Raw genomic sequence first — 21471 nt, forward strand, 5'->3', positions numbered from 1 at the left:
CTCCCCGGCGTCCGCCCCGGCGGGGCCGGGCAAGGCGGGACAAGGATCTGGGCGGCCCGCCTTGCAAGCGGGGAGCGGACGCACGACATTGTGCATCGCGGGCCGGTGCTTCGGGCCGGCTCCGCGCGTCTCGCTCATCCACGAGGAGGCACCAAACCGTGTCCCGTTCGTCCGTCTTCGGATCGCCGCTGTTTCTCGGCTTCGACCATCTCGAGCAGATGCTCGACCGGGTGCAGAAGAACGCCGAGGGCTATCCTCCCTACAACATCGAGCAGACCGCCGCCGAAAGGCTGCGGATCACCCTGGCCGTGGCCGGCTTCTCCATGGAGGATCTCCAGATCACCCAGGAGGACAACCAGCTCGTCATCCGGGGGCGCCAGAAGGAGGAGGGAGAGGGGCGCATCTTCCTCCATCGCGGCATCGCATCCCGGCAGTTCCAGCGCGCCTTCGTGCTGGCCGAAGGGATCGAGGTCGAGGGCGCCTGGCTCGACAACGGGTTGCTCCACGTCGATCTGCGCCGCCCCCAGCCGGAAACCCGGGTGAGGACGATCCGCATCAACGGCGCCGGGCGGCCTGTGGCGTCCGACCAGGACTGATCCCGCCGAACCGGGACGCGTCCGACACAGGCCTGCAGCGATGTGCTGAACCCTCGCGGTTCCCCCGCGTTGGGAGATCAGGCCACCAGCAGAGGGCCGCTTCGCCAGAAAAGTCAGGGAAGCGCCCAGGAGTGTTGCCATGAACGAATCTCGCGAAGCCCGCGAAACCATGGTCCTGAAGGGCCTGTCCCCCGCCGACTGGGCCAGCTTCGGCCGCGAACAGATCGCCTATATCCGCCCGGTCGTGGTGGATGGGGTGAAGGCGGTGGCCATTCATTCCGCCGACGGCACGCCGATCGGCGCCGCCCCGAACGCTGATCTCGCGATCGCCGCCATCATCCAGAACGAGATGGAACCGGTCCTGGTCCACTGAACCTGAAACGCCAGACGCCTCCGCTGCCATGAGGTGGCGCGGCGATGGGGCCTCCCTTCTTGATGGCGGCCGCTGGCCGGCGAAGGCTCAGCAAGGCGGAGCGCCCCCGGCGTTCCGCCTTTTCTTTGTCTTCATGGTGGGCCGCTGTACCAGCATCACGCGATGCGCCGCACAAAAATAGGGGCTTCCGAAGAAGCCCCGCCTGAACGCTTTTCTGTGTGATTGTTTTTATCGGATGTGGTCTGGCGCTCAGACGAGCGCGACGGCATCCGTGGCGCCGGGTTCCGGCTTGCGCTCCGCCGCCTGGCAACGCGCGTGTTCGTTCACGCGGCGGCGGTGGCGGCGCAGACGCTTGGCCATCTTGGTGGCGGCGTCCTGGAAAGCGCGATGGGCATCCGTGCCCTCGCCCTCGGCCTGCACGGAAAGGCCACGGCCGGCATGGAGGTTGATGTCGCAGACGAAGAAGCTGCGATCCTTGCTGAAGGTGACGTTTGCCTCAAGGGCACGGTCCGAATACTTGCGGGCGATGACTTCCAGCCCCTCGGCCACATGAACCTTCAGGGCATCCCCGGTTTCGACCTGCTTCCCAGAAACCATGATGTGCATTTCGGAGCAAACCTCCTCTGCTTGTCGCAGGAGGACCCGTCCCGGCGCGTTCAGAAGGCCGGGACGGCCTTTTCCCGCTTGCGTTGCACCGAACTGGGTATGCGCAACGCGTCCCGGTATTTGGCCACGGTTCTGCGGGCGATGTCCACCCCTTCCGCACGCAGCCGGTCCACGATCGCGTCATCGGAAAGGATCTCCTCCGGATGCTCCGCATCGATCATGCCGCGGATGCGGTGGCGGATCGCCTCGGCCGAAAAGGTTTCCCCGGCGGTGCCGGCAATCGCGGTGGTGAAGAAGAACTTCAGCTCGAAGCTGCCGCGCGGCGTCGCGATGTACTTGTTGGCGGTGACGCGGGAGACGGTGCTCTCGTGCATCTCCACCGCCTCCGCAACGTCGCGCAGGATCAGGGGGCGGAGATGCGTGATGCCGTGGCGGAAGAAGGCGTCCTGCCGCCGCACGATCTCGGCCGCGACCTTCAGGATGGTGTTGGCCCGCTGCTCCAGCGACTTCACCAGCCAGTTGGCGCTCTGCAGCCGCTCCGCCAGATAGGCGCGTTCCTCCCTGTTGCGGGCGGCGGTATGGGCCTGGGCGTGGAAGCCGCGGTTGACGAGGATGCGTGGCAGGGTCTCGGGATTCAGCTCCAGCACCCAGCCTTCGTCTGGTGCACGGCGCATCAGCACATCCGGTACCAGGGTGGGGGCCGGGGTGTCGTCATAGGCGGCACCGGGCTTGGGATCGAGGCGGCGGATCTCCGCGACCATCTCGGCGAGATCGGCGGCATCGACGCCGCAGACCCGGATCAGCGCGCCCAGGTCGCGCCGTGCCAGCAGTTCCAGGTTGTCCAGCAGCGCCTGCATCGCAGGATCGAGCCGGTTCTTCTCCGCGAGCTGCGCCGCGAGGCATTCCGCGAGGCTGTGGCAGAAGAGTCCGACCGGCTCGAAGCGCTGCATGCGGCGGCGCACCATGGCCACCGTCTCCTCGGCGCAGCCCATCGCCGCGGCGATGGCGGCGTCGGCGGCCAGCATCCGCCCGGCAGGGTCGAGCAGCGCGATGAGCTGCCCGGCGATCAACCGCTCCGCCGCATCGCCGAAGGTCAGCCGCGCCTGCTCCGCCAGCTCCTCCCGCAGCGAACGCGGGTGTTCGCGCGCCAACTCGTCGATGCTGCGCTCGTCATCCTCGAAGCCGGACGCCTGGCCGCGCACCGGCCCCGGCAACTCCGTGGCCTCGTAGAGATTCTGCGTGTCGTGCAGGTCGATATGCACATCCGCCGTGGCGGACGGGAAATCCACCGGCGGCACGGCCGCCTCGGGTTCCGGCGCCGGCGCGGATTCCGTCTCGTCCCGCTCCAGCAGCGGGTTGCGCTCCAGCTCCTCCTCGACAAAGGCCACGACCTCGAGATTGGAGGACTGCAGCAGCTTGATCGCCTGGCGAAGCTGCGGCGTCATCACCAGGGACTGGGAGTGCCGCAGGTCCAGACGTGGGCCGAGGGAGAAGCTCATCAGAGGCTGAAGCGCTCTCCGAGATAGACGCGGCGCACGCCCTCATGCTCGACGATGTCGCGCGGGCTGCCTTCCATCAGCACCTGCCCGTCATGCAGGATGTAGGCGCGGTCGATGATCTCCAGCGTCTCGCGCACGTTGTGGTCGGTGATCAGCACGCCGATCCCGCGATCCTTCAGGTGCTTCACGAGGTCGCGGATCTCGCCCACCGCGATCGGGTCGATGCCGGCCAGCGGCTCGTCCAGCAGGATGTAGTCGGGATGCGTGGCCAGCGCGCGGGCGATCTCGCAGCGCCGCCGCTCGCCGCCCGACAGCGCCAGCGCGGGGGCGCGGCGCAGGTGGGAGATGCCGAATTCCGCCAGCAGCGCATCGAGCATCTCCTCGCGCCGGTCGCGCTTGGGCTCCACCACCTCCAGCGCCGCGCGGATGTTGTCCTCCACCGACAGGCCGCGGAAGATCGAGGCCTCCTGCGGCAGGTAGCCCAGGCCGAGCCGCGCCCGCCGGTACATCGGCAGCAGCGTCACGTCATGGCCGTCGAGGAAGACCTGCCCCTCGTCCGGCCGCACCAGCCCGGTCATCATGTAGAAGGTCGTGGTCTTGCCGGCGCCGTTCGGTCCCAGCAGCCCCACCGCCTCGCCACGCTTGAGGTTGATCGAGACGCCGCGCACCACAGGGCGCTTCTTGTAGCGCTTGCCCAGGCCCTTCGCGACCAGCCCACCCTGATCCGGCACCAGTCGCAACCCCTCGCTGTTGTCCATCCGCGCCGCGCTCATCGTCCACGTCCCTGCGGCTGTCCGGGCTGGGCACCGCCCTGGGTGTTCCCCTGCCCCCCCGGCTGGTCGCCGGACTGGGGCACCACAAGGCCCTGGACCCGGGCACCGGGCGCGGAAACGAGGCGGGCGAGGCCGCTGCGCATGTCCACGATCGCTTCCGACCCGTTCAGCTGGTTCTGTCCGCGCGTGATGCGGACGTTGCCGAGCAGGCGGGCGATGCCGGTGACGGGGCTGTACACGCCACGGTCGCCGCGCACGACCTCCTGTTCCGTGCGGATCTCGACATTGCCGAAGACCTCCACGCGGTCGAGCTTCGAGCCCTCGCCCGGTGCCCGGCGCGGCTGGGCGGCGCCCCGGTTGCCCCCTTGCGGCGCGGCGCGGGCCGGGGCGGCGGCGGGAGTGGCGGCGGGCGCCTGCTCCAGGAAATAGCCGACCAGCGTGTCGGCGGCGATGCGGCGGTTGTCGCTGGTCACCACGCTCGCCGCGCCGCGCGCCACCGCCATGCGCTTCTGCGGCCAGTATTCCAGGCTGTCGCGGGCGGTGATGGTGTCGTCCGGCGTGGTCAGGCGCAGGTTGCGGCCGGTGAGGACCATGACCGCCTGGTCCATGTCATAGACGCCGCGGTCGCCCTGGGCGTGGTCGGTCTCCGTCTCGATATGGACGTTGCCCTCGGCCTCCAGCCGCCAGATCTCGCCGTTGGAGGCCGGGCTGTCGCCGCCGGGCTCCGCCGCCGGGGCGGGCGCGGCGCCGTCGCCATTCGCCTGTCCCGCGCGGTTGCGGTAGCGCGCGACCAGCCGGTCCGCCGTGAGCGTCACGCCGTCGCGCACCGCCTTGGCATTGCCGGTGGCGATGACGACCTGCTCCGCCTGCCGCCATTCGATGCCGTTGGTGGAGGTGACCTCGACCGGGCCGCCCTTGGTCATGTCCACCGGCTGCGCCCGGGCGCCAGGCGAAGCCAAGCCCCCGAGCATGCCCCCGAGCAGGGCCGCGAGGGCGAGGGATGACGGCAGGCCGGCCCGGCGCGGGCGCCGTGCGGCGATGGGAGGCAGGGGGGTCACTGGTTGCCCTCCAGCATGGCGTGGGTGTTGCCGGTGAAGGTGATGTCCGCCCCCTTGTCCTTGAGGATGAACCCGTCGCCGGTCAGCGTGCCGAAGGAGCCCTGCGCCGCCACGGGGCGGTCTCCTGCGGCCTCGCCGAGCTTGAGCTGGATATGCGCGACCTCGGTCTTCAGGGTCGTGCCGTTGTCGTTCCAGAGAGTCACGTTCCCCCAGAGGTCCAGAAGGTCCTTGGCCTTGTCGTAGCGGCCGCTGTCGGATTCGAGCAGCACCCATCCGCCGCCGCTCAGCATCAGGTCGGCGCGCGGCTTCTCCAGCATGATCGGCGCGTCCTGCGCGGTCTGGGTGGCGTCGGCGGCGGTGACGTTGAAGGGCCGGTTCTGCGAATCGACGCCCTGGTAGCGCGGCTGCACCACGCGGATCGTGTCGGCGGCGTTCTGCGCGATGCGGCGGAAGGACAGGCGCGCCTGGTCGGTGGTGCGGTCGATCTCCGGCCACAGGGCGATGGCCGCCAGCAACGACAGCGCGCCGAGCGGCAGCAGGAACTTCGCCGCCCGCACCGACCAGCGCCGGCGCAGCATGGCGCCGCGCGAGTAGTGGCGACGGGCCCGGGAGGGCAGCAGCATGTCGTGAGCCTCCCGCTCCCCGCCCCCCGGGACGGGCGGCGGGGGCTTGGGCTTGCCGGCGGCGCCGCTCAAGCGACCCCCAGCCGCAGCAGGTCGTGGATGTGCAGGATGCCGCCGGGGCGGCCGTCCGGCTCCACCACGAAGAGGCTGGTGATGCTGCGCTCGTTCATGATCCGCAGCGCCTCGGCCGCCAGGGCATCCGGCCCGATGGTGCGCGGGCCGCGGGTCATCACCTCGGCGGCGGTGCGGTCCAGCAGGCTGCCGGGATGGGCGTCCTCCGCCTTGGCATCCAGGGCGCGGCGCAGGTCGCCATCGGTGATGATCCCGACCAGGCGGCCGTCCTCGACAATGCCCAGGCAGCCGAAGCGCTTGGCGGTCATGTCCACCAGCGCCTGGCGCATCGGCAGGCCGGGCGGGGCCAGGGGCATGTCCGGGTGCATCACCTCCCGCACCCGGCGAAGCTGGGCGCCCAGCTTGCCGCCGGGGTGGAAGACGCGGAAGTCGGCGGCGGTGAAGCCCCGCCGTTCCAGCAGCGCCACCGCGAGCGCGTCGCCCAGGGCGAGCTGCAGCGTGGTGGAGGTGGTGGGGGCGAGGCCGAGCGGGCAGGCCTCCGGCACCGGCGGGAGGACCAGCGCGACATCGGCGGTCCGGGCCAGGGTGCTTTCGGCCCGGCCTGTGATGGCGATCAGCGGCAGGCCGAAGCGGCGGCTATGGGCCAGCACGTCGGACAGCTCGGCGGTTTCCCCGCCATTGGAGATGGCGAGCACCGAATCCCCGGCCACGACCATGCCCAGATCTCCGTGCGAGGCCTCGGCCGGATGCACGAACTGGCTGGGCGTGCCGGTGGAGGCGAAGGTCGCGGCGATCTTGCGCCCGACATGGCCGGACTTGCCCATGCCCGTCACCACCACGCGGCCCGTGGTGCGGGCGAGCAGGGCGACGGCATCGCGGAAACGTTGGTCGAGCGACGAGGCGAGGGCGGAAAGGCCCGCCGCCTCGATCTCCAGCACGCGGCGTCCCGCGGCGAGGTCCGGATCTTGGAAAGAGGCGTTCACCGGCCCGTTATGGTGCCCCGGCGCCAAGCGGTCAACGCGGAGTCACTTTCCGCATCAAGAATCGTGCCAGTCGCCGTCGCCGGACTGGACGCCGCTCCTCAGTGCGCGAAGATATCGGGCTCCGCATAGCCCATCAGGTCCAGCCGCCCCCGGGTGGGCAGAAAGCGGAAGCAGGCCTCCGCCAGGTCCAGGCGCCCCTCACGGATCAGCAGGGCCTCCAGCCGCGCCCACAAGGCGTGCAGGTACAGCACATCCGAGGCAGCGTACTGCAACTGCTCCGTGCTGAGTTCCGCCGCCCCCCAGTCGCTGGACTGCTGCTGCTTCGAGATCTCCACCCCCAGCAGCTCCCGGCACAGTTCCTTGAGCCCGTGGCGGTCGGTGAAGGTGCGGACGAGGCGGGAGGCGATCTTGGTGCAGCGCACCGGCGCGACCTCCACCCCTAGCGCGGCCTGGAGGATGGCGACATCGAAGCGGGCGAAGTGGAACAGCTTGATTCGCGCCGGGTCGGCCAGCAGGGCACGCAGGTTGGGGCAGTCGCCGCCCCGGCCGCCCAGGGCTTCGGGAACGATCTGCACGCAATGGGCCGAGCCGTCCCCGGCGGAGAGCTGCACCAGGCAGAGGCGGTCGCGCCGGGGGTCGAGGCCCATCGTCTCCGTATCCACCGCCACCACGGGCCCGAGGTCGAGGTCGGGCGGCAGGTCGTGCCGGTGCAGGTGGATCCGGCGGTCGGACATGAAGATGGTGTTTACCATGGGTGCGGGCCTCGGCGGCAGTCGGATTCCGGCCGGCGCGTTCGTCCGGCAGCCTGGAGGAAGAGCCGGCCCGTGGCGAGCGGAACCGTACGGGCTGGGGCGGCGTTGCCGCGGCATGGGGGAGGGGGCTGGATCGGGCGGGAGACGTGGTGCCCAGGAAAGGACTCGAACCTTCACAACCTTGCGGTCACTGGCACCTGAAGCCAGCGCGTCTACCAATTCCGCCACCTGGGCAGGTGACCTCGATCCTCTCAGTCTCCCGCCGGAACCGGATCTTCGATCCGGCGGGTCAGCAACCATGGTGCCCAGGAAAGGACTCGAACCTTCACAACCTTGCGGTCACTGGCACCTGAAGCCAGCGCGTCTACCAATTCCGCCACCTGGGCAATTCGGTGCGGTGTGGCGCCGCTCTTACGGTCCCGTGACCATGCCGTCAAGCGGGGGAAGGACGCTTTCGGCACCCTCCCGGGAGCCTGCCGCGCGGAGCCCGTCCTTGCCTCCGCCCGGGGCGTTCCATCTCTCTTAAGGAGCGCAAACAAGAAGGAGCCGGCATGACGACGCGACGGGTGGCCACGGTGTTCGGCGGGACGGGTTTCATCGGGCGGCATGTCGTCCAGCGCCTGGCGCAACTCGACTATGTGGTGCGGATTCCCAGCCGGCATCCCGACCGTGCCCGGCGGCAGATGGTGCAGGGCCGGGTGGGGCAGGTCGTGCCCCTGTCCGTCCCGCTGTCCGACGATGCCGCCGTGGCGCGCGCCGTCACGGGTGCCGAGGTGGTGGTGAACCTGATCGGCATCCTGGCGGAACGCCGGGCCGGGGATTTCCGGCGCGTGCATGCGGAGGCGGCCGGGCGGATCGCGCGGCTGAGCGCGGCGGCGGGCGTGTCCCGGCTGGTACAGGTCTCGGCCATCGGGGCGGACCCCAACAGCGCCAGCGCCTATGCCCGCTCCAAGGCGGAAGGGGAGGCGGCGGTACGGGCGGCCTTTCCGCGGGCGACGATCCTGCGGCCCTCGATCGTCTTCGGGGCGGAGGACGCGTTCTTCAACCGCTTCGCCGCGATGAGCCGGCTGCTGCCCATCCTGCCGCTGGTAGGCGCGCGGACGCGGTTCCAACCCGTCTATGTCGGGGACGTGGCCGCGGCCGTCGAAGCGGCGGTGACGCGGCCCGATGCGCCGGGACAGACCTACGAGCTCGGCGGCCCGCGCGTGGCCAGCTTCCAGTCACTGATGGAGCAGATGCTGGAGATGCTGGGCCGCCGCCGCCCCGTGGTGGAGATCCCGGCCGGGATCGCGAAGCTGCAGGCGAAGATCCTGGGCCACCTGCCCAACCCGCCATTGACGGAGGACCAGTTGTTGCTTCTGCGGCACGACAATATCGTGTCGGGGCACTGTCCGGGGCTGGTGGAACTCGGGGTGGTACCGCATCCGCTGGAAGCGATCCTGCCATCCTACCTCTCGCGCCACCGGCAGAAGGGCTGATTTCCGCAAAACGACCGAATCGGACATAGTTTCCGGCATTCAAAGAGATTGATAATTACTTTCAATAAAGATTCCACATTATTGGGTCAGACAGGCTGACCTACTGGCCTTTTTTGCACTCGCACAGACGCGACGAGCGTGCCATAGGCTTGCCAAACCTCCTTTAATGATCCGGTCCGACGCCCGGCCGCTTGCAGAGGGATCAACGATGGCCGAACGCATGCTTCAGTTCGTGCGCCTGCAGCAAAGGCAGCCCGAAAAGCGCGATGCCGCCGAGCGGCGTCGGGATTTCGGCGAGATCTACGCGGATTTCGATCCGGAGCGCGCTTCGCAGCAATCCAGCCGCTGCTCCCAGTGCGGCGTGCCCTTCTGTTCCGTGCATTGCCCGCTGAACAACAACATCCCCGACTGGCTGAAGCTGACGGCGGAGAACCGGCTGGAGGAGGCCTACGAGGTTTCCGCCGCCACCAACACCTTCCCCGAGGTCTGCGGCCGCGTCTGCCCGCAGGACCGGCTCTGCGAAGGCAACTGCGTCATCGAGAAGGGCTTCGAGTCCGTCACGATCGGCGCGGTGGAGCGCTACATCACCGACACCGCCTGGGAGAAGGGCTGGGTGAAGCCGCCAGTCCCGGCGCGGGAAACGGAACGCTCGGTCGGCATCGTCGGCGCCGGCCCGGCCGGCCTCGCGGCCGCCGAGCGGATGCGCCGCCGCGGCTGGCAGGTCACCGTCTATGACCGGCACGACCGGGTCGGCGGGCTGATGATCTACGGCATCCCGAACTTCAAGCTGGAGAAGGAGGTCATCCTCCGCCGCTGGAAACTGTTCGAGGAGGCCGGCATCCGCTTCGAGCTGGGCTTCGAGATCGGCCGCGACGCCTCGCTGGCGGAACTGCGCGACCGCCACGACGCGATCCTGATCGCCACCGGCGTGTACCGGGCGCGCGACGTGGAGGTGCCGGGCAACGACCTGAACGGCGTGGTGCGGGCGCTGGACTTCCTGATCGCCTCCAACCGCCAGGGGCTGGGCGATGCGGTGCCGGAATTCGACAGCGGCGCGCTGAACGCCGCTGGCAAGCGGGTGGTGGTGATCGGCGGCGGCGACACCGCCATGGACTGCGTCCGCACCTCCATCCGCCAGGGCGCCGCCTCGGTCACCTGCCTCTACCGCCGCGACAAGGCGAACATGCCGGGCTCGATGCGCGAGGTGAAGAATGCCGAGGAGGAGGGCGTGCGCTTCTCCTGGCTCGCCGCGCCGAAGTTCTTCCTGGGCGAGGCCGGCACGGTGACCGGCGTGCAGGCGGTGCGCATGCATCTGGGCCTGCCCGAGGCCACCGGCCGCCAGCAGGTCGAGCCCATCCCGGGCAGCGAGTACACCGAGCCGGCGGACCTGGTGATCAAGGCACTGGGCTTCGACCCGGAAGACCTGCCGGAGATGTTCGGCGAGCCCGGGCTGCGCGTGTCCCGCTGGGGCACGCTGCAGGTGGACCACCGCACGATGATGACCAGCATCCCCGGCGTCTTCGCCGCGGGCGACATCGTGCGCGGCGCCAGCCTGGTGGTCTGGGGCATCCGCGACGGGCGCGACGCCGCCGACCGGATCGAGCACTGGCACGAGAAGCAGTCGGCCGTCGCCCAGGCGGCGGAGTGAGGGGCGGGGAAGGGATCGGGACGATGAGCGAGAAGATGATCGAGAGCGGCTCCGCCTTCGCCGCCGCCTATCCGGTGGAGGCCGCGCGCCTGACGCAGGCGGCGCATGTCGATGTCACCGAGCACGACGCCTGCGGCGTCGGCATGGTCGCCGCGCTGGACGGCGTGGCGCGGCGGGAGGTGGTGCAGGCCGGCATCGACGCGCTGCGCGCCGTCTGGCACCGCGGCGCGGTGGATGCGGACGGCAAGACCGGCGACGGCGCCGGCATCCATATCGAGATCCCGCAGGACTTCTTCGCCGAGGCGGTGGAGCGGGGCGGCGACCGGCTGCGCCCGGGGCCGATCGGCGTCGGCATGGTCTTCCTGCCCAAGACGGATTTCGGCGCGCAGGAACGCTGCCGCCAGATCGTCGAGGTCGAGATCCTGAACGCCGGCTACAACATCTATGGCTGGCGGCAGGTGCCGATCGACGTCTCCTGCATCGGCGAGAAGGCCAATGCGACGCGCCCCGAGATCGAGCAGATCCTGATCTGGGACCCGGAGAACCGCGAGCCAGCGCTGATGGAGCGCGACCTCTACGTGATCCGCCGCCGCATCGAGAAGCAGGCCATCGCGGCCCAGGTGCCGGAGCTGTACCTGTGCTCGCTCTCATGCCGCTCGCTGATCTACAAGGGCATGTTCCTGGCGGAGAGCCTGACGCAGTTCTACCCGGACCTGCTGGACGAGCGCTTCGTCTCGCGCTTCGCCATCTTCCACCAGCGCTACTCCACCAACACCTTCCCGACCTGGCGGCTGGCGCAGCCCTTCCGCATGATCGCGCACAACGGCGAGATCAACACCGTCCACGGCAACATCAACTGGATGAAGAGCCACGAGACGCGGCTCGCCCATCCGCTGCTCGACCCGTACATGGAGGACATCAAGCCGGTCGTGCAGGCCGGCGGTTCCGACACGGCGACGCTCGACAACGTCTTCGAGCTGCTGGTCCGGGCCGGGCGCGACGCGCCGATGGTGAAGTCCATGCTGATCCCCGAAAGCGTCAGCAGCAACGCCACCATGCCGGAGGCGCATCGCGACCTGTTCCTCTACTGCAACGCGGTGATGGAGCCCTGGGACGGGCCGGCCGCGGTCTGCGGCACGGACGGGCGCTGGGTGGTGGCCGGGCTGGACCGCAACGGGCTGCGCCCGCTGCGCTACACGGTGACATCGGACAAGCTGCTCTTCGTCGGCTCCGAGACGGGCATGGTGAAGATCCCCGACGACCGGGTGATGGCCAAGGGCCGCGTCGGCCCCGGCCAGTGCATCGGCGTCGATCTCGACCATGCGAGGTTCTTCAGCGATGCCGAGATGAAGGACATGCTGGCCGCCCGCAAGCCCTTCGGCGAGTGGGTCAGCCGCACCACCCGCATCGACGGCATCGTGCGCGCCGACCAGCATGAGCCCGAGGCCCCGCCGGTGGAGGCGCTGCGCCGCCGCCAGCTCTCGGTCGGCTACACGCTGGAGGAGCTGGAGCAGATCCTGCACCCGATGGTGGAGGATGCCGCCGAGGCGATCGGCTCGATGGGCGACGACACGCCCGTGGCGGTGCTGTCGCAGCAGTATCGCGGCCTGCACCACTACTTCCGGCAAACCTTCTCGCAGGTCACCAACCCGCCGATCGACAGCCTGCGCGAAACGCGGGTGATGACGATCAAGACGCGCCTCGGCAACCTGGGCAACATCCTCGACGAGGATCCGACCCAGCTCGACATGCTGATGCTGGACAGCCCCGTGCTGTCCAATGCCGAGTTCGACGCGATGCGGGCCTATATGGGCACCAGTGCCACCTCGGTGGACTGCACCTTCCCGGCGGCGGAAGGGGAGGCGGGCCTGCGCCACGCCATCGACCGCATCCGGCGCGAGGCGGAGGAGGGCGTGCGCTCCGGCTGCGCCCATGTGATCCTGACCGACGAGGCCCAGGGGCCGGACCGCTGCGTGATCCCGATGATCCTGGCGGTCGGCGCGGTGCACACGCATCTGGTGCGCAACTCGCTGCGGACCTTCTGCTCGCTGAACGTGCGCTCGGCCGAATGCGTGGACGTGCACAACTTCGCCGTGCTGATCGGCGCCGGCGCCACCACGGTGAACGCCTATCTGGCGCAGGACAGCATCGCCGACCGGCACCGCCGCGGCCTGCTGGGCGAGCTCAGCCTGACCGACTGCGTGGCACGCTACCGCAAGGCGGTGGACAAGGGCCTGCTGAAGATCATGTCCAAGATGGGCATCGGCGTGCTCTCCTCCTACCGCGGCGGCATGAACTTCGAGGCCATCGGGCTGTCGCGCTCGCTGGTGGCGGAATTCTTCCCCGGCATGCAGTCGCGCATCTCGGGCATCGGCCTGTCCGGCATCGCCCGGCGCATCCTGGCGCTGCACAGGACAGCCTGGAACGCCGATGCGGTGACGCTGCCGGTGGGCGGGCTCTACAAGCTGCGCCGCCGGGGCGAGGCCCATGCCTTCGACGGCTCCCTGATCCACACCTTGCAGAAGGCAGTGGACACGGAGAACTACCAGACCTTCAAGCGCTACAGCGAGGCGGTGCGGCGCCTGCCGCCGGTCGCGCTGCGCGACCTGCTGGACTTCCGCACCGATGTCGCGAAGCCGGTCGCGCTGGAGGAGGTCGAGAGCGTCACCGAGATCCGCAAGCGCCTGCTGGCGCCCGGCATCTCCCTCGGTGCGCTGAGCCTGGAGGCGCACGAGACGCTCTCCATCGCCATGAACCGCATCGGGGCGCGCTCCGACAGCGGGGAGGGCGGCGAGGACGCCTCCCGCGCCAGGCCGCGCGCCAATGGCGACAACGCCTCCTCGGCGATCAAGCAGGTGGCCTCCGGGCGCTTCGGCGTCACGGCGGAATACCTGAACAACTGCCGCGAGATCGAGATCAAGGTGGCCCAGGGCGCCAAGCCGGGCGAGGGCGGGCAGCTCCCGGGCTTCAAGGTGACGGAGCTGATCGGCAGGCTGCGGCATTCCACGCCGGGCGTGACGCTGATCTCCCCGCCGCCGCACCACGACATCTACTCGATCGAGGATCTGGCGCAGCTCATCTACGACCTGAAGCAGATCAACCCGGATGCCTCGGTCTGCGTGAAGCTGGTGGCGCGTTCGGGCATCGGCACCATCGCGGCGGGCGTGGCCAAGGCCAAGGCGGATGCGATCCTGGTCTCCGGCCATTCCGGCGGCACCGGGGCCTCGCCGGTCACCTCGATCAAGTATGCCGGCCTGCCTTGGGAGATGGGGCTGACCGAGACGCACCAGGTGCTCCAGCTCAACCGGCTGCGCCACCGGGTGAAGCTGCGCACCGATGGCGGGCTCAAGACCGGGCGCGACGTGGTGATGGCCGCCATGCTGGGCGCCGAGGAGTTCGGCATCGGCACGGCGAGCCTCGTGGCCATGGGCTGCATCATGGTGCGGCAGTGCCACAGCAACACCTGTCCGGTCGGCGTCTGCACGCAGGACGAGGCGCTGCGGGAGAAGTTCACCGGCACGCCGGAGAAGGTGATCAACCTCTTCTCCTTCATCGCGGAGGAGGTGCGCGAGATCCTGGCCTCGCTCGGCTTCCGCAAGCTGGAGGAGGTGATCGGCCGCACCGACCTGCTGAAGCAGGTCTCGCGCGGCGCCGAGGACCTCGACGACCTCGACCTGAACCCGCTGCTGGTGAAGGCCGATTCCGGCGGCGAGAAGCCCTATTGCACCATCGAGGGCCGCAACGATGTGCCGGAAACGCTGGACGCGGACATGATCCGCGACGCGATGCCGCTCTTCGAGCGTGGCGAGAAGATGCAGCTCCAGTACAACATCCGGAACACGCACCGCGCCATCGGCACCAAGACCTCCTCGTGCATCGTGCGGCAGTTCGGCATGACCGGGCTGCAGCCGGGGCACCTGACGGTGCGGCTGCGCGGTTCCGCCGGCCAGTCGCTCGGCGCCTTCGCGGTGCAGGGGCTGAAGCTGGAGGTTCGCGGCGACGCCAACGACTATGTCGGCAAGGGGCTGTCGGGCGGCACCATCGTGGTGCGGCCGGGCAACAACGTGAACCTCGTCTGGCACGAGAACAGCATCGTCGGGAACACCTGCCTCTACGGCGCGACGGCGGGCGAGCTCTATGCCGCGGGTCAGGCGGGCGAGCGCTTCGCCGTCCGCAATTCCGGCGCCACCACGGTGGTCGAGGGTGTCGGCGCCAATGGCTGCGAGTACATGACCGGCGGCACGGTGGTGATCCTCGGGCCCGTGGGCGACAATTTCGGCGCGGGCTTCACCGGCGGCATGGCCTTCGTCTGGGATGCGGATGCCACTTTCGAGCGCCGCCTGAACCCGGAGACGCTGCTCTGGGGGCGGCTGGAGTCGGCCCATTGGGAAGGCGTGCTGCGCGAAACCATCGCGCGCCACGCCAGGGAGACCGGCTCGCGCCTCGCGGCGCGGCTGCTCAACGACTGGGCGGTGGAGCGGAACGCCTTCTGGCACATCGTGCCGAAGGATTACGCGAAGCTCCTGTCGCGCCCGATGCGTGAGGTCGCGGCGGCGGCCGAATAGGCCGCCGGAACCGCGGTCCGGGGAGTCCTGGCGGGGCGGATCATGTCCGCCCCGTCATGCCGCCTTCATGCCCTGGCCGCGGGCGGCAAGGCCGCCCGAATCAACAACGGTAAAACTCTGTTTAGACGGTTGGCGCCGCCGCCCTCCTGCCGTAATGGCAGCGTCGTGCGCGTCCTGTATCACCTTCCCCTCTCGCCCCATTGCCGCAAGGTCCGACTGGCCCTGGCGGAGAAGCGGATTCCCTTCGAGCTGCGGCTGGAGCGCGTCTGGGAACGCCGGCCGGAATTCCTCGACCTCAACCCCGCCGGCATGGTGCCGGTGCTGGAGGAGGAGAACGGGCTGGTCCTCGCGGATTCCTATGTGATCTGCGAGTACCTGGACGAGGCCTATCCCGAGACCCCGCTGCTCGGCCGCACCCATGCCGAACGCGCCGAGGTGCGCCGGCTGGTCGCCTGGTTCGACGGCAAGTTCAACGACGAGGTGACGCGCAACCTGCTCTACGAGAAGCAGTTCAAGCGCATGCTGCAGCGGGGCAACCCGGACGGGCCCGCCCTGCGCGCCGGCTACGCCAACATCAAGGGCCACCTGGAATATCTTGGCTGGCTGGCCGAGACGCGGAGCTGGCTGGCGGGCAGCAGCCTGTCGCTGGCGGACCTGACGGCGGCCGCGCAACTCTCGGCGCTGGACTACATCGGCGACGTGGACTGGACGCTCTCCGACGCCGCCAAGGACTGGTACGCGCGCATCAAGTCGCGCCCGTCCTTCCGCCCGATCCTGGCCGAGCGGATCAGCGGCGTGGCGCCACCGGAACATTACGACGACCTGGATTTCTGAGCGGCGCCGGCCGCCCGCGCTGAAAACCCCGTGACAGCGCCGGCGGCAGGGGCAACCGGCCCCGCCGCCGGACGTCTTGCCTTCCGCACAAGGCGGAAGGTGGCGGCACGATGGAACTCGGGATCAAGGATCGTGTCGCGGTCGTCACCGGCGGCGATTCCGGCATCGGGCTGGAAACGGCGCGCTTCCTGCTCCGGGACGGGGCGAAGGTCGTGCTGTCCGACAAGGACGCCGCCTCGCTGGAAAAGGCCGCGGCGGGGCTGTCCGGCGAGGTCCTCGCCATCGCCGCCGACCTGACGAAGCCGGAACAGGTGGAGGCCCTGGCAAAGGGCGCGCGGGAGCGTTTCGGGGCCGTGGACATCCTGGTGAACGCCGCCGGCATCACCGGCCCGACAGGCATCTTCCACGAACTCGGTGACGAGGACTGGCGCCTGGCGCTGGAGGTCGATTTCATGGCGGCGGTGCGGGTCTGCCGGGCCTTCATCCCCGCCATGGCGGAGCGGGGCTGGGGCCGGGTGGTGCTGATCGGCTCCGAGGATGCGGTGCAGCCCTATGCCGACGAACTGCCCTATTGCGCGGCCAAGGCGGCGATCCTGAACCTCACCAAGGGGCTCTCGAAGACCTATGCCAAGCAGGGTGTCCTCGTGAACAGCGTCTCCCCCGCCTATATCGAGACACCGATGACCGATGCCATGATGGAGAAGCGGGCCAAGAAGAACGGCACCTCCTTCGAGGAGGCTGTGCAGAGCTTCCTCAAGGAGGAGCGCCCCACCCTGGAACTCGCGCGCCGCGGCAGGCCGGAGGAGGTCGCGGCCGCCATCGCCTTCCTCTGCTCCGACCTCGCCAGCTTCGTGAACGGCGCGAACTACCGGGTGGATGGCGGCTCGGTCGCCACGGTCTCGACCTGAGCTAGCGCCGCTTCGGGCCCGCCTCGCTGAGCGCCAGGTTCTGCTGCGCCAGATCGGCGGCCGCACTGTCCGGGGCGGATTGGATCACGCTCTCCCAGTCTTCCCGCGCACCCTCCAGGTCCCCGTTCAACTGCCGCAGGATGCCGCGTTCCAGGAGTGCCTCGGCATTGTCGGACTCGATGGTCAGCGCCCGGTCGATGGCGTGGAGAGCCTCCTGCGGCAGGTCGAGATGGCGCAGGGCGGCGGCGCGAAAGACCCAGGCATCCGGGCGGTCCGGGTCCAGCTCCGTGGCCCGCGTGGCATCGGCCAGGGAATCGGCGTAGCGTCCGAGGCTGCCGGAGGCCAGGGCGCGGTCCACCAGCAGGTCGGCGCTGTCCGGAGCCAGGGCGAGGCCCAGGGTCGTGGCGGCATAGGCGCGGCTGGCATCGCCGATGGCCATCCAGGCCTGCCCCGCCTGCCCATAGAGCACGGCGCGGGCGGTGTTGTTGAACCCGGTCTGCCCGGCCAGCGCCTCCAGACGGGGGCCGGCCCTCTCGCCATCGCCCAGGGCCAGCAGGGCCAGGGCCTGGCAATGGCGCGACCCGTTGCTCGTCCCGGCGCGGTCCTGCCATGCCTCGGCGAAGGCCAGCGCCCCCTGCGGATCGTCGGGGATCTGGTCCAGGCAGCGAAGATATTCCGGGCTGTCGTCCAGGCGCGGCGATTCGGGCGGGAGGGGCAGCACCTCCTCCGTCAGGGGGACGGGCGGGCGGCGCAGGAAGTGCCAGGCCCCTCCGGCCAGGGCGGCCAGGAGGGCGGCGGCAAAGGCGCCCATCAGCACGGGTCGGAGGGACAGGCTCATCCCCTCCATTCTAGAACAGATGACGAAAGGGCGGCATCGCCCGAAAGCGTGATTCTGTGGCAACGTCCTGCGGGCGGAACAGGGGCGGGGCGGACCTAGCCAGCAGCAGGGGAGCACGCCACATGCCGTCCCGATGGCATCCGACTCTTCCCCGAACCTGCTGATCCTGGGCCTGGGCTATGCCGGCGAGGCCATCGCGCAAGCCGCGCTGGCACGCGGCCTCGCCGTCCGGGGCACCCATCGCCGCGTCCCGTCTGGAGCGGAGGCGGGGCGCGTGCCGGCGATCCCCTTCGATTCCGCCGGCCCGGCGATCGCCGCCGCGACGCATCTCCTGATCACCATCCCGCCCGGCGAGGAAGGCGACCCGGTGCTGGCGCGGCATGGCGAAGCGCTCCGCGCCGGGTTGGAGGCCGGGCTGCGCTGGGTCGGCTATCTTTCCACCACGGGCGTCTATGGCGATCGCGGCGGCGCCTGGGTGGACGAGGCGACACCGCCCGCGCCGGGGCAGCCGCGCTCCCGGCGGCGGCGGCAGGCGGAACTGGCCTGGGAGGCGGCCCTGGCCGGGCGGGCCTGGCTCGACCTGTTCCGCACGGGTGGGATCTACGGCCCCGGGCGCAGCGCGCTGGACGAGGTCCGCGCCGGAAAGGCACGGCGGGTGATCAGGCCTGGCCATGCCTTCGGCCGCATCCACCGCGGCGACATCGCCCGCGCGGTGCTGGCCGCGATAGAGACATGCCCGGCCCCGGCGCCGGGGGGCGGCGGCCCGCTGGAGACCGTTCCCAGGGTGCTGCACCTGGTGGATGACGGGCCGGCGGAACCGGCGCTGGTGGCGGAGGAGGCGGCCCGGCTGCTCGGCCTGCCGCCGCCGCCGGCCATCCCCTTCGATGAGGCCTGGGCGGGGATGTCGCCCATGGCAAGGTCCTTCTGGTCGGAGCACCGGCTCGTGGCCAATGCGCGGACCAAGGCGGCGCTGGGCCTGGAATGGCGCTATCCCAGCTATCGCGAGGGGCTGCGGCAGATCCTCGCGGAACAGGGTGACGGCCCGGAAGCGTGACGGCGGCCAGCTCCGTCAGGTGCCCTCCGGCCGGAGCAGGCCGTTCAGGCTGCGCCAGAGCAGGGCGAGATCGGCGGGGCGCGACAGGCGGTGGTCGCCGTCCTTCACCAGCGTGAGCGACACGGCGGGGCCTTCCACCGCCTCCACGATCCGCAGCGCGTGGCGCCAGGGCACTTCGGCATCCCGCATGCCCTGGAGGAGCTTCACCGGGTTGGTGTAGCCCAGGGGCCGCCCCAGCAGCAGGTTGTTCCTTCCGTCCTCCAGCAGGGCGGCGGTGAAGGGCATCGGGTCGCCATAGTCGGAGGGGCGGTAGGTCACGCCGTCGCGGGCCAGGGCGAGGCGGTCCTCCTCGGTCAGCTCGTCCGGGATCAGCACCTCGGTGAAATCGGGCGCGGCGGCGATGCCCAGCACGCCATGCACGCGCTCCTCGCCCCAGAGCCTGGCCAGGAGCAGGGCGATCCACCCGCCCATGGAGGAGCCCACCAGGATCAGCGGCTCCTCCGGCGCGCGGGCATCGATCACCGCCGCGGCGTCGGCGGTCCAGCGCGTGATGGTGCCGTCCTCGAAGCGGCCGCCGCTGCTGCCATGGCCCGAATAGTCCAGGCGCAGGAAGGCCTGCCCGCGCTCGGAGCAGCGCTCCCGCAGGTAGAGCGCCTTGGTGCCCTCCATGTCGGAACGGTAGCCGCCCAGGAAGACCACCGTCGGCCCCGTGCCCCGCAGGGCCGCCCAGGCCAGTTCCACGCCGTCGCCACGGTCGAGGCGGCCGAATTCTTCCATCATGATGCGGTCCTCGGCAGTCCACGGGCGGCCAGGGAACGGAACAGGGCACCCGCGCCGAAGCGCCAGGGCGGGCACCCGTCCGTCCGCGCCACCTGGTTGCACAATGCGCCAAGCCGCCCGGAGGCGATGCGGACCCTGTCCCCCGGGACATGGGTGAAGCCGCCGCCGGGGGTGGAGCGGTCCTTGCCGGGCGAGAAGGGCGTGCCGAGGAAGAGCACGAAGCCGTCCGGATACTGGTGGTGCGCGTTGGCCGCCTGGGCCACGAGATCGGCCGGGTCGCGGCTGATCGCGCCGACCCCACCGGCCTCGTCCAGCACGAAGCCGTCCTCGCCCTCGATTCGCAGCGCGATCTCCGCGCGGCGGACATCCTCCAGCGTGAAGCCGGAATCGAAGAGGCGGATCGCCGGGCCGAGGGCCGTGGCGGCGTTGTTGTCCTTGGCCCGGCCGAGCAGCAGCGCCGAACGCCCCTCGATGTCGCGCAGGTTCACGTCGTTGCCCAGGGTGGCGCCCAGGATCTCGCCCCGCGCGTTGACGCAGAGCACCGCCTCCGGCTCCGGGTTCGACCAGGCGGAGGCGGGATGCACGCCGATCGGCGCGGCGGGGCCGACCGCCGCCAGGGGCTGGCACTTGGTGAAGACCTCGGCATCCGGCCCGATGCCAACCTCCAGGTACTGGCTCCACCAGCCCTTGGCGACGAGCGCCTCCTTCAGCCGCATCGCCTCCTCGCTGCCCGGCACCAGGGCGGCGAGGTCCTCGCCGATGATGCCGCGCACCTCGGCCCGCACCGCCTCGGCGCGGGAGGCATCGCCGCGGCAGCGCTCCTCGATCACCCGTTCCAGCATGGAGCGCACATAGGTCACGCCGCAGGCCTTGATCGCCTGCAGGTCCACCGGGGCCAGGAACCGGCCCTCCGCCAGCGCCGCCTCCGGGTCCAGCGCCAGGGGCTCGCCCCGCGCCTCGATGGCGCCGAGGGGGTCGGCCTCGTTCAGCCAGGCGCTGACCGTGCCGAAGGCGGGGGTCATGTCATAGGCCCGCCCCTGGCGCAGTGCGACGGCGACCGGCCCCGCCGGCGTGTCGAGCCGCAGGGCGAAATGGCCCTCGCGCCAGTCCTGCGGCAGGGCTGCCTGCATGGTGGCTGCCTGCATGGGTGCGGTTCCTCTCCCGTCTTTTCAGGACTGTAGAGGCGAGGCAGGGGGCCGCCAAGCGGGCGGGCCGGCGCCGGACGGTTCCAAGCCCGCCGATTAGGCATTACAGCGGCGGCACGATGCCCACTCCCCCCGCCATCCTCCAGGTCCTGCCCGCGCTGCATTCCGGCGGCGTGGAGCGCGGCACGGTGGAGATCGCCCAGGCCATCGCCCGGGCCGGCTACCGTGCCCTGGTGGCCTCCGCCGGCGGCGCGATGGCGCGCGAGGTGGAGGCGGTGGGCGGCCGCCACGTCACCCTGCCGCTGGACCGGAAATCCCCCGCCGCGCTGGTGGCCAATGCCGGGGCGCTGGCGCGGCTGATCCGGGCGGAGGGGGTGCGGATCGTGCATGCGCGCTCCCGCTTCCCGGCTTGGTCGGCCTTCTGGGCGGCGCGGCGGACGGGGGTGCGCTTCGTTACCACCTATCACGGCGTCTACAGCGAGGATTTCCCCGGCAAGCGCCTCTACAACTCGGTCATGGTGCGCGGCGACCGGGTGATCGCCATCAGCGAGCACGTGGCCGAGGTGATCCGCCGGCGCCATGGCATCGGCCCGGACCGGCTGCGGCTGATCCCGCGCGGGGTGGATGTCTCCGCCTTCGATCCCGACGCCATCCCACCGGAACGCATCGCCGCGCTGCGCGCCGCCTGGGGCGTGCCGGAACGGCAGCCGGTGGTGATGCTGCCCGGCCGCCTCAGCCGCTGGAAAGGGCAGGGCACCTTCCTCACCGCCTTGTCGCGGCTCGGCGAGGACGGGCCCACCGGCATCCTGGTGGGCGAGGGCGACTACCGCGCCGAGCTGGAGCGCGACGCCGCCACGCTGGGCCTCGGCGACCGCCTGCTGCTGCC

Annotated in this window: 19 protein-coding genes and 2 tRNA genes; 9 read left to right on the forward strand and 12 right to left on the reverse strand. The window is 70.4% G+C overall.

Annotated elements, in window-relative coordinates; genetic code table 11:
* Nucleotides 1–158 precede the first annotated feature (158 nt).
* Both ROTAS13_RS05645 and ROTAS13_RS05650 read left to right on the forward strand, forming a co-directional pair.
* A complete protein-coding gene (locus tag ROTAS13_RS05645; RefSeq protein ID WP_019461416.1) occupies nt 159–596 on the forward strand; it encodes an Hsp20 family protein in 438 nt (145 codons plus the stop codon).
* A 139-nt stretch (nt 597–735) separates the two neighbouring features.
* Nucleotides 736–969 (forward strand): DUF1150 family protein, encoded by a 234-nt coding sequence (locus ROTAS13_RS05650; protein ID WP_075821782.1) that lies wholly within the window; start codon nt 736–738, stop codon nt 967–969.
* 249 nt (nt 970–1218) lie between these two features.
* On the opposite strand, the gene hpf is transcribed toward ROTAS13_RS05650, so the two are convergent.
* The 9 genes from hpf to ROTAS13_RS05695 all read right to left on the reverse strand — a co-directional run bounded on the left by hpf (nt 1219) and on the right by ROTAS13_RS05695 (nt 7721).
* Entirely contained in the window at nt 1219–1566 is a 348-nt protein-coding gene (gene hpf, locus ROTAS13_RS05655) for a ribosome hibernation-promoting factor, HPF/YfiA family (protein WP_237719376.1), read from the reverse strand.
* 59 nt (nt 1567–1625) lie between these two features.
* Entirely contained in the window at nt 1626–3074 is a 1449-nt protein-coding gene (gene rpoN, locus ROTAS13_RS05660; protein WP_019461419.1) for an RNA polymerase factor sigma-54, read from the reverse strand.
* Nucleotides 3074–3847, reverse strand: coding sequence for an LPS export ABC transporter ATP-binding protein (gene lptB, locus ROTAS13_RS05665; protein ID WP_019461420.1), 774 nt, complete (start codon nt 3845–3847; stop codon nt 3074–3076). Before lptB ends, rpoN begins: the two co-directional genes overlap by 1 nt.
* Nucleotides 3844–4905, reverse strand: coding sequence for an LptA/OstA family protein (locus ROTAS13_RS05670; protein WP_075821783.1), 1062 nt, complete (start codon nt 4903–4905; stop codon nt 3844–3846). Before ROTAS13_RS05670 ends, lptB begins: the two co-directional genes overlap by 4 nt.
* Nucleotides 4902–5528: an LPS export ABC transporter periplasmic protein LptC gene (lptC, locus tag ROTAS13_RS05675; RefSeq protein ID WP_019461422.1), complete on the reverse strand. Its 627-nt coding sequence runs from the start codon at nt 5526–5528 to the stop codon at nt 4902–4904. The genes ROTAS13_RS05670 and lptC overlap by 4 nt, the downstream gene beginning before the upstream one ends.
* A 68-nt stretch (nt 5529–5596) precedes the next feature.
* Complete coding sequence (locus tag ROTAS13_RS05680) at nt 5597–6583, reverse strand: SIS domain-containing protein (RefSeq protein WP_026033247.1); 987 nt, start codon at nt 6581–6583, stop codon at nt 5597–5599.
* Nucleotides 6584–6681: 98 nt separating this feature from the next.
* Entirely contained in the window at nt 6682–7335 is a 654-nt protein-coding gene (locus tag ROTAS13_RS05685) for a ribonuclease D (RefSeq protein ID WP_075821784.1), read from the reverse strand.
* Between the two features lie 147 nt (nt 7336–7482).
* Nucleotides 7483–7569 (reverse strand) — tRNA-Leu (locus ROTAS13_RS05690).
* 65 nt (nt 7570–7634) lie between these two features.
* Nucleotides 7635–7721 (reverse strand) — tRNA-Leu (locus ROTAS13_RS05695).
* Nucleotides 7722–7886: 165 nt separating this feature from the next.
* On the opposite strand from ROTAS13_RS05695, the gene ROTAS13_RS05700 reads away from it, so the two are divergent.
* The 5 genes from ROTAS13_RS05700 to ROTAS13_RS05720 all read left to right on the forward strand — a co-directional run bounded on the left by ROTAS13_RS05700 (nt 7887) and on the right by ROTAS13_RS05720 (nt 16768).
* Entirely contained in the window at nt 7887–8813 is a 927-nt protein-coding gene (locus ROTAS13_RS05700) for a complex I NDUFA9 subunit family protein (protein WP_075821785.1), read from the forward strand.
* 208 nt (nt 8814–9021) lie between these two features.
* Complete coding sequence (locus ROTAS13_RS05705) at nt 9022–10461, forward strand: NAD(P)-dependent oxidoreductase (protein WP_019461426.1); 1440 nt, start codon at nt 9022–9024, stop codon at nt 10459–10461.
* 23 nt (nt 10462–10484) lie between these two features.
* Nucleotides 10485–15026, forward strand: coding sequence for a glutamate synthase large subunit (gltB, locus tag ROTAS13_RS05710; protein ID WP_099781550.1), 4542 nt, complete (start codon nt 10485–10487; stop codon nt 15024–15026).
* 165 nt (nt 15027–15191) lie between these two features.
* Nucleotides 15192–15860, forward strand: coding sequence for a glutathione S-transferase family protein (locus ROTAS13_RS05715; protein WP_075821786.1), 669 nt, complete (start codon nt 15192–15194; stop codon nt 15858–15860).
* A 110-nt stretch (nt 15861–15970) separates the two neighbouring features.
* Complete coding sequence (locus ROTAS13_RS05720; RefSeq protein ID WP_075821787.1) at nt 15971–16768, forward strand: SDR family NAD(P)-dependent oxidoreductase; 798 nt, start codon at nt 15971–15973, stop codon at nt 16766–16768.
* A 1-nt stretch (nt 16769) separates the two neighbouring features.
* Here the strand turns inward: ROTAS13_RS05720 and ROTAS13_RS05725 are convergent, their stop codons facing one another.
* On the reverse strand, nt 16770–17606 hold the full coding sequence (locus ROTAS13_RS05725) for a tetratricopeptide repeat protein (protein ID WP_019461430.1): 837 nt from the start codon (nt 17604–17606) through the stop codon (nt 16770–16772).
* A 133-nt stretch (nt 17607–17739) separates the two neighbouring features.
* On the opposite strand from ROTAS13_RS05725, the gene ROTAS13_RS05730 reads away from it, so the two are divergent.
* The gene (locus tag ROTAS13_RS05730) at nt 17740–18660 is read left to right on the forward strand and encodes an NAD(P)-dependent oxidoreductase (protein WP_075821788.1); all 921 of its coding nucleotides are present in this window, start codon (nt 17740–17742) and stop codon (nt 18658–18660) included.
* A 15-nt stretch (nt 18661–18675) separates the two neighbouring features.
* Here the strand turns inward: ROTAS13_RS05730 and ROTAS13_RS05735 are convergent, their stop codons facing one another.
* Entirely contained in the window at nt 18676–19440 is a 765-nt protein-coding gene (locus tag ROTAS13_RS05735; protein WP_019461432.1) for a carboxylesterase, read from the reverse strand.
* Nucleotides 19437–20585: a fumarylacetoacetate hydrolase family protein gene (locus tag ROTAS13_RS05740; RefSeq protein ID WP_058389418.1), complete on the reverse strand. Its 1149-nt coding sequence runs from the start codon at nt 20583–20585 to the stop codon at nt 19437–19439. The genes ROTAS13_RS05735 and ROTAS13_RS05740 overlap by 4 nt, the downstream gene beginning before the upstream one ends.
* Before the next feature lie 119 nt (nt 20586–20704).
* Here ROTAS13_RS05740 and ROTAS13_RS05745 point away from each other — a divergent pair.
* Nucleotides 20705–21471, forward strand: a 767-nt coding sequence (locus ROTAS13_RS05745; RefSeq protein ID WP_075821789.1) for a glycosyltransferase, incomplete at its 3' end; no start/stop codon positions are given.

The organism is Roseomonas sp. TAS13 (assembly GCF_001950415.1).
Classification (GTDB): domain Bacteria; phylum Pseudomonadota; class Alphaproteobacteria; order Acetobacterales; family Acetobacteraceae; genus Roseomonas; species Roseomonas mucosa.

What these genes read in the sequence shown, in the direction of transcription:
- ROTAS13_RS05650 (WP_075821782.1), top strand. Translation starts at nt 736, where the DNA reads ATGAACGAATCTCGCGAAGCCCGCGAAACCATGGTCCTGAAGGGCCTG.
- hpf (WP_237719376.1), bottom strand. Translation starts at nt 1,566, where the DNA reads ATGGTTTCTGGGAAGCAGGTCGAAACCGGGGATGCCCTGAAGGTTCAT.
- rpoN (WP_019461419.1), bottom strand. Translation starts at nt 3,074, where the DNA reads ATGAGCTTCTCCCTCGGCCCACGTCTGGACCTGCGGCACTCCCAGTCC.
- lptB (WP_019461420.1), bottom strand. Translation starts at nt 3,847, where the DNA reads ATGAGCGCGGCGCGGATGGACAACAGCGAGGGGTTGCGACTGGTGCCG.
- lptC (WP_019461422.1), bottom strand. Translation starts at nt 5,528, where the DNA reads ATGCTGCTGCCCTCCCGGGCCCGTCGCCACTACTCGCGCGGCGCCATG.
- ROTAS13_RS05685 (WP_075821784.1), bottom strand. Translation starts at nt 7,335, where the DNA reads ATGGTAAACACCATCTTCATGTCCGACCGCCGGATCCACCTGCACCGG.
- ROTAS13_RS05700 (WP_075821785.1), top strand. Translation starts at nt 7,887, where the DNA reads ATGACGACGCGACGGGTGGCCACGGTGTTCGGCGGGACGGGTTTCATC.
- ROTAS13_RS05705 (WP_019461426.1), top strand. Translation starts at nt 9,022, where the DNA reads ATGGCCGAACGCATGCTTCAGTTCGTGCGCCTGCAGCAAAGGCAGCCC.
- gltB (WP_099781550.1), top strand. Translation starts at nt 10,485, where the DNA reads ATGAGCGAGAAGATGATCGAGAGCGGCTCCGCCTTCGCCGCCGCCTAT.
- ROTAS13_RS05720 (WP_075821787.1), top strand. Translation starts at nt 15,971, where the DNA reads ATGGAACTCGGGATCAAGGATCGTGTCGCGGTCGTCACCGGCGGCGAT.
- ROTAS13_RS05725 (WP_019461430.1), bottom strand. Translation starts at nt 17,606, where the DNA reads ATGAGCCTGTCCCTCCGACCCGTGCTGATGGGCGCCTTTGCCGCCGCC.
- ROTAS13_RS05730 (WP_075821788.1), top strand. Translation starts at nt 17,740, where the DNA reads ATGGCATCCGACTCTTCCCCGAACCTGCTGATCCTGGGCCTGGGCTAT.
- ROTAS13_RS05735 (WP_019461432.1), bottom strand. Translation starts at nt 19,440, where the DNA reads ATGATGGAAGAATTCGGCCGCCTCGACCGTGGCGACGGCGTGGAACTG.
- ROTAS13_RS05740 (WP_058389418.1), bottom strand. Translation starts at nt 20,585, where the DNA reads ATGCAGGCAGCCACCATGCAGGCAGCCCTGCCGCAGGACTGGCGCGAG.